This is a genomic window from Kitasatospora sp. NPDC058046 (genome assembly GCF_042885595.1).
In the GTDB taxonomy this organism is placed as follows: domain Bacteria; phylum Actinomycetota; class Actinomycetes; order Streptomycetales; family Streptomycetaceae; genus Kitasatospora.
The window spans coordinates 89,278-95,436 of the sequence record NZ_JBHVRS010000031.1; the positions used below are offsets into that span (position 1 = coordinate 89,278).

4 protein-coding genes are annotated in these 6,159 nt (G+C 73.5%); 2 read left to right on the forward strand and 2 right to left on the reverse strand.

The features are described 5' to 3' along the window. Nucleotides 1–12: 12 nt before the first annotated feature. The gene (gene galT, locus ACFVU7_RS40140) at nucleotides 13–1,119 is read right to left on the reverse strand and encodes a galactose-1-phosphate uridylyltransferase (protein ID WP_388051105.1); all 1,107 of its coding nucleotides are present in this window, start codon (nucleotides 1,117–1,119) and stop codon (nucleotides 13–15) included. A gap of 265 nt (nucleotides 1,120–1,384) precedes the next feature. Between galT and galK the strand changes: the two genes are divergently transcribed. Continuing rightward, nucleotides 1,385–2,530, forward strand: a complete 1,146-nt coding sequence (galK, locus tag ACFVU7_RS40145) for a galactokinase (protein WP_074006476.1) — start codon at nucleotides 1,385–1,387, stop codon at nucleotides 2,528–2,530. A 24-nt stretch (nucleotides 2,531–2,554) separates the two neighbouring features. Here the strand turns inward: galK and ACFVU7_RS40150 are convergent, their stop codons facing one another. Further along, complete coding sequence (locus ACFVU7_RS40150) at nucleotides 2,555–3,361, reverse strand: DeoR/GlpR family DNA-binding transcription regulator (protein ID WP_049649304.1); 807 nt, start codon at nucleotides 3,359–3,361, stop codon at nucleotides 2,555–2,557. 402 nt (nucleotides 3,362–3,763) lie between these two features. Between ACFVU7_RS40150 and ACFVU7_RS40155 the strand changes: the two genes are divergently transcribed. Next, nucleotides 3,764–5,938, forward strand: coding sequence for an NEW3 domain-containing protein (locus ACFVU7_RS40155; RefSeq protein WP_388051108.1), 2,175 nt, complete (start codon nucleotides 3,764–3,766; stop codon nucleotides 5,936–5,938). The last annotated feature ends 221 nt before the right edge of the window (nucleotides 5,939–6,159 follow it).

Here is a 6,159-nt window from a genome sequence, read left to right on the forward strand (position 1 = left end):
CTGTGGGCCGGGTCAGTCGGCCGCGGCCCCGCGCAGCCGCTCGGCGGCGGCCTCCGGACTCACATCGGTGACGAAGGCGTCGAGTCCGGATTCCACGCCCGCCAGGTACTTGAGCCTGCCGGGAGCGCGCCGGACGGTGAACAGCTCCAGGTGCAGGGCGAGTTCGTCGCCGCCGTCCTTCGGCGCCTGGTGCCAGGCGGAGATGTACGGGGTCCGGTTCGGCGCGGAGCCGGCGGGAGCGGGGAACAGCCGGTCGAAGCGGCGCAGCAGGTCGAGGTAGAGGCCGGGGAACTCGGCGCGCTCGGCCTCGTTCAGCGCGGTGAGGTCGCGCACCCGGCGGTTGGGGTAGAGGTGGACCTCGTACGGCCAGCGGGCGGCGAAGGGCACGAAGGCCGTCCAGTGCCCGCCCCGGAGCACCAGCCGCTCGGGGGCGGCCCGTTCGGCGGCGACGAGGTCCTCGAAGAGGTTCCGCCCGGTGCTCGCCCGGTACGCCTCGGCGCGGCCGATCATCCGGGCGGTGCGGGAGGGGACGAAGGGGAAGGCGTAGATCTGCCCGTGCGGGTGGGCCAGGGTGACGCCGATCTCCTCGCCGCGGTTCTCGAAGCAGTACACCTGCCGGACCTCGGGCCGGGCGGAGAGTTCGGCCGTGCGGTCGGTCCAGGCGTCCAGCACCAGGCGGGCCCCGGCCTCGTCCAGGTCGGCGAAGGAGGCGTCGTGGTCGGGGGAGAAACAGACCACCTCGCAGCGGCCGGTGCCCGGGCGGAGGGTGCGCAGGGGGTCGTCCTCGTGGGCGGTGACGTGGGCGGCGGAGTCCGGGGCGAGCGAGGGGAAGCGGTTCTCGAAGACCGCGACCTGGTAGTCGGCCGCCGGGACCTCGCTCAGCCGTCCGTTCCGGGAGGGGCAGAGCGGGCACTCGCCGGCCGGGGGGTGGTAGGTCCGCTGCTGGCGGTGGGCGGCGACGGTCACCCACTCGCCGAGCACCGGGTCGAGGCGGGTCTCGGAGAGGCTCGCGGAGGGTTCCAGCGGGCGTTCGTCCACGGCGTTCCGGTTCGTGCCGAACTCCTGGTCGTAGTAGACGAGTTCGCGGCCGTCGGCCAACTTGGTCGCGGTCTTGTGCACCGCCGTGCTCCTTCTGCGGGGGAGTTCGGCCAGTCTGCGCCGATCTCCAACAGAATCAAACATATTCGATCGTTTGTCAACAGGTGTAGACCTGCCGACGAGGCATCGGGCACCGTTTCCGGTCCGCGCCGCGATGCGAAACCCGCAGGTGTTGACTGCGGCGGCCGATGGTGTTTGATTATGTCGAAATCGGCTCCCGTCCGCCGAAGGAGGCACCGACGGGAGCCGCCACGACGCACGCGCACGACGTACGGGAGCCGAGCAGATGATCGACCGGGCCGCCACCGACTTCGAGGCCGTCCACGGCGCCCGGCCGAGCGGCGTGTGGGCCGCGCCAGGCCGGGTGAACCTGATCGGTGAGCACACCGACTACAACGACGGCTTCGTCCTGCCCATCGCCCTCCCGCACACCACCAGGGTCACCGCCCGCCGCCGCGCGGACGGCCGGGTGCGGTTCCACAGCACCCGGGGCGACGGCACCGTCACCGACCTCGCGCTCGACGGCCTGGCCCCCGGGGTCGTCACCAGCTGGGCCGCCTACCCGGCCGGCGTGTTCTGGGCCCTCGCCGAGGCCGGACACGCGATCGGCGGCGCCGACCTCTCCGTCGACAGCGACGTGCCGGCCGGTGCCGGGCTCTCCTCCTCCGCCGCCCTGGAGTGCGCCACGGCCGCCGCCCTGAACGACCTGTACGGGCTCGGCCTGTCCGCGCCGGACCTCGCCCTGGTCGCCCAGCGGGCCGAGAACGCCTTCGTCGGCGTGCCCTGCGGGGTGATGGACCAGATGGCCTCCGCCTGCTGCACGGACGGTGCCGCGCTGCTCCTCGACACCCGGACGCTGGAGCGGCGCCACGTCCCGCTCGACCTGGAGGCGGCCGGCTTCCGGCTGCTGGTGATCGACACCCGGGTCAAGCACGACCTCGGCGACGGCGCCTACGCCGCCCTGCGGGCCGGCTGCGAGCGGGCCGCCGACCTGCTCGGCCTGGCCGCGCTGCGCGACCTGCCGGCCGCCGGCCTCACCGCGGCCCTGGAGCGCCTCCCCGGGGAACTCGCCCCGCTGGTGCGGCACGTGGTCACCGAGAACCGGCGGGTGGCCGAGGTGATCGAGCACCTGGACAGCGGGCGGACCGCCGCGCTGGGGCCGGTCCTGACGGCCGGACACGCCTCGCTGCGCGACGACTTCCGGGTCTCCTGCCCCGAGACGGACCTCGCGGTCGAGGCCGCCGTGGCCGCCGGGGCGCTGGGCGCCCGGATGACCGGCGGCGGCTTCGGCGGTTCCGTCATCGCGCTGGTGGCCGCGGCGGACGTGGCAGCGGTCGCGGACGCGGTGCGGTCGGCCTTCGGCTCCGCGGGCTTCGCCGCACCCGTCGCCTTCACCGCCGTCCCCTCGGCGGGGGCGCGTCGACTGGCCTGACCGGGCGGGGCCCGGAGCCCCCGGTCAGCCGGCGGCCGGTACCACGACGAGTTCGCCGACCGCCTCGGCGAGCGCGTTGCGGGCCGCCGCGGGGAGGGCGTCGTCGGTGATGAAGCAGTCGACCTCCGTCAGGGCCGCGAAGCTGCTCAGGCCGACCACGCCCCACTTGGTGTGGTCGGCGACCACGACGGTGCGGCGGGCCGAGGCGATCAGGGCCCGGTTGGTCTGCGCCTCGGCGAGGTTGGGGGTGGTGAGTCCGGCCTGCTCGCTGACGCCGTGCACGCCGAGGATGAGCAGGTCCACGTGGAGGGTGCGGATCGTCTGGTCCGCGAGAGCCCCCACCAGGGCCGCGGAGCGTGTCGGCGCCCCACCGGTCAGCAGCAGCGACGGAACGGTCTCCGCTCCGTCGCTCTCCGCCGCCCACAGCAGGTCCGCGATCCGCAGGGAGTTGGTGACGACCGTCAGCCCCGGCACCTCCAGCAGCCGGGAGGCGACCGCGTAGGTGGTGGTGCCGGCGGACAGCGCCACCACGCTGCCCGGTTCCACCCGCTGCGCGGCGGCGTCGGCCAGCGCGGCCTTGGTGCTCTCCTCCAGCCCGGACTTCACGTCGAAGCCGGGTTCGTCCGTGCTGGCGGTCCCCACCGCGATGGCCCCGCCGTGGACCTTCCGCACGTCTCCCTGACGTACCAGTGCGTCCAGGTCGCGGCGGATCGTCATGTCCGACACGCCGAACTGCTCGACCAGCTCGGCGACGCGCACCGCGCCGGCCTTGCGGATGGCCTCCAGGATCAGCGCCTGGCGCTGCGGGGCGAGCAAACTCTGATCAGCCACGAAGGCCCTTTCGATCGAACGGGTGCCTGACCGCTCCCGCTTCCTCCGGCAGGCCGACCCTGCCGCGGTCCGGACGTACCGGTGCCACCGCCGAGGGCCGGGCGGGGCGCCGGGGCGTTCGCGTCGGCGACCGGGGAGCCGTCGGCCGCGACATGATCCAGTATCCCAGGACCCCAACGGGCCCCGACCCGACCGGTCGGCCGGTCGCGCTCCTGCGTCCGGTGGCGGCTCGGCCGGGCCGGGTCCACGTGCACTCGTGCTCGGACTTTGCCATTGAGTGCGTGTTATTGCTTATTCTGCCCGTCATCTTGTCAGGAGCGAGCAGGTCCCCGTACAAATGGTCCGGCTGGGACCAACAGCAGCCATCCATGCCCTGACCCCGAGATCCCGTGAGGTCGAAGCGTGTCAACTGCCCTCCGCCGGTGGCTCCGTACCACCGTCGCCTGCTGTACGGCGCTCGCCGCCGTGTCCACCGCTACGCTCCTGGCTCAGCCCGCGGTCGCCGCCGAGCCCTCCCCGCCCGGCACCGTCGCCGAGTACCCGAACTACGCCCCCACACCGCCCATGGGCTGGAACGACTGGTCGTACTACCAGTGCGGGATCGACGAGAAGACCATCCTCGACAACGCCCGGGCCCTCGTCTCCACCGGGCTGGCGAAGAAGGGGTACGACACCGTCACCATCGACGACTGCTGGATGTCCAAGCAGCGCGACGCCCAGGGCAACCTGGTCGCCGACCCGCGGCTGTTCCCGCACGGCATGGCCTACATCGGACGCCAAGTCCACGACCTCGGCCTGAAGTTCGGCATCTACGAGGACGCCGGGACCGCCACCTGCGGCGGCTACCCGGGCTCCCTCGACCACTGGCAGCAGGACGCGGACCTGTTCGCGTCCTGGGCCGTCGACTACGTCAAGCTCGACGGCTGCAACGTCCCGGTCAAGCCCGGCGAGACCGAGGAGCAGAGCTACCGCGACACCTACACCGCGATGAGCCGGGCGCTGCTCGACACCCACCGCAGGATGGTCTTCTCGGTCTCCGCGCCCGCCTACTTCCAGGGCGCGACGAACTGGGAGTCGGTGATCCGCTGGTCCGCGCCGCTCGGCAACCTGTGGCGGGAGGGCGCGGACATCGCACTCGGCCAGGCCGGTGGCGCCGAGAAGTGGGCGTCGATCATGTACAACTACGGCTACAACGTCGGACTGGCCGACCTGCAGCGCCCCGGCCGGTGGAACGACCCCGACTTCCTGCTCGCCGGCGACTCCGGGCTCAGCCAGGACGAGATGCAGAGCCAGATCTCGCTGTGGGCCGTGATGGCCGCGCCGCTGATCTCCAGCACCGACCTCACCCGCCTCTCCCCGGCCGCGCTGGAGCTGCTCGGCAATCGCGACGTCATCGCCGTCGACCAGGACCGGCTGGGCGTCCAGGGGCGGGTCGTCCAGCACGGAACCGGCTACGACGTGCTGAGCAGGCCGCTGGCCGGAGGGGACCGGGCGGTCGCGCTCTTCAACTCCTCCGACACCGCGCAGACCATCACAACGACCGCCGCCCGGGCCGGCCTGCCCGCCGCCGACGGCTACCGGCTCGACGACCTGGTGACCAAGAAGGCCGTCGGGACGGCCGGCGTGATCTCCGCGAACGTGCCGCCGCACGCCACGGTGCTCTACCGGGTCCACCCCGGCGCGACCCGCGGCCTGGCCCCCGCCACCGCCGTCACCTGGCAGGACGTCAGCACGGCGCAGGAGCCCGGGACGTACCGGATCACCCTGGCCGACAACGGCGCCGTCGCGTTGAACGACACCAGCGTGCGGATCAGCGCCCCCGCCGACTGGGCCGTCACCCCGGCGACCGTCACGCTCCCGCGCATCGCACCGGGCGCGACCGCGTCGGCCACGGTGACGGTGCACGGCCCCCAGGGCGCTCCCGGCACCACGGCCACGGCGATCACCGCCACCGCGAGCTATCGGGCCCGGCCGGCCGGGGTCGACACCGTCAGCGGTGAGCAGACGATCGTGCGGACCGTGCCCTACCCGTCGCTGGAGGCGGCGTTCGACAACGTCGGCGCCACCTCCGAGAGCGACACCGCTCCCGGCGACTTCGACGGCGCCGGGAACAGCTACTCGGCGCAGGCCCTGGCCCTGGCCGGCGCCACCGCGGGCGCCACGATCAGTGCCAACGGCCTCAGCTTCACCTGGCCGTCCGCGGCCGCCGGCACCAACGACAACGTGTCGGCCGCGGGCCAGGAGATCACCTTCAGCGGCCAGGGCAGCGCGCTGGGCTTCCTCGGCGCCGAAGCGGGCTTCGCCTCCGGCGCGGTCACCGTCGCCTACACCGACGGCACCACCAGCAGCGGCCAGTTGGGCTTCCCCAACTGGTGCTGCACCCCGACCGACGCCTACGGCGCGAAGACCGCGTTCACCATGGACCACCGCAACACGCCCACCGGGCCGGGCAACTTCGGCACCGGGTACGGCGTCTTCACCAACACCGTCCCGCTGACGCCCGGCAAGACGATCCGTTCCGTCACGCTGCCCCGCGCCGCGGCGATCCACGTGTTCGCGCTGGCCGTCCAGCCGTGATCCGCGCCGCCCGGCCCACCGGACCGGTTCCCGTGGGCCGGGCGGTCGGCGTTCCCCCGCCCGAGACTCCGCCCCTCCCGGCGAACGGCATCCAGGACCCATCCATGACCGTCATGAACCGCACCACCCTGGCCGGTGCCCGGCTGGTCCTGCCCGGCGGCGTCGTCGAGGGCGACCGCCTCGCCGTCGAGGGCGAGCGCATCGCCGGGCTCGGCGGCGAC

Excerpts from the sequence above, each read along its gene's own strand:
- galK (WP_074006476.1), top strand. The coding sequence starts at position 1,385 with ATGATCGACCGGGCCGCCACCGACTTCGAGGCCGTCCACGGCGCCCGG.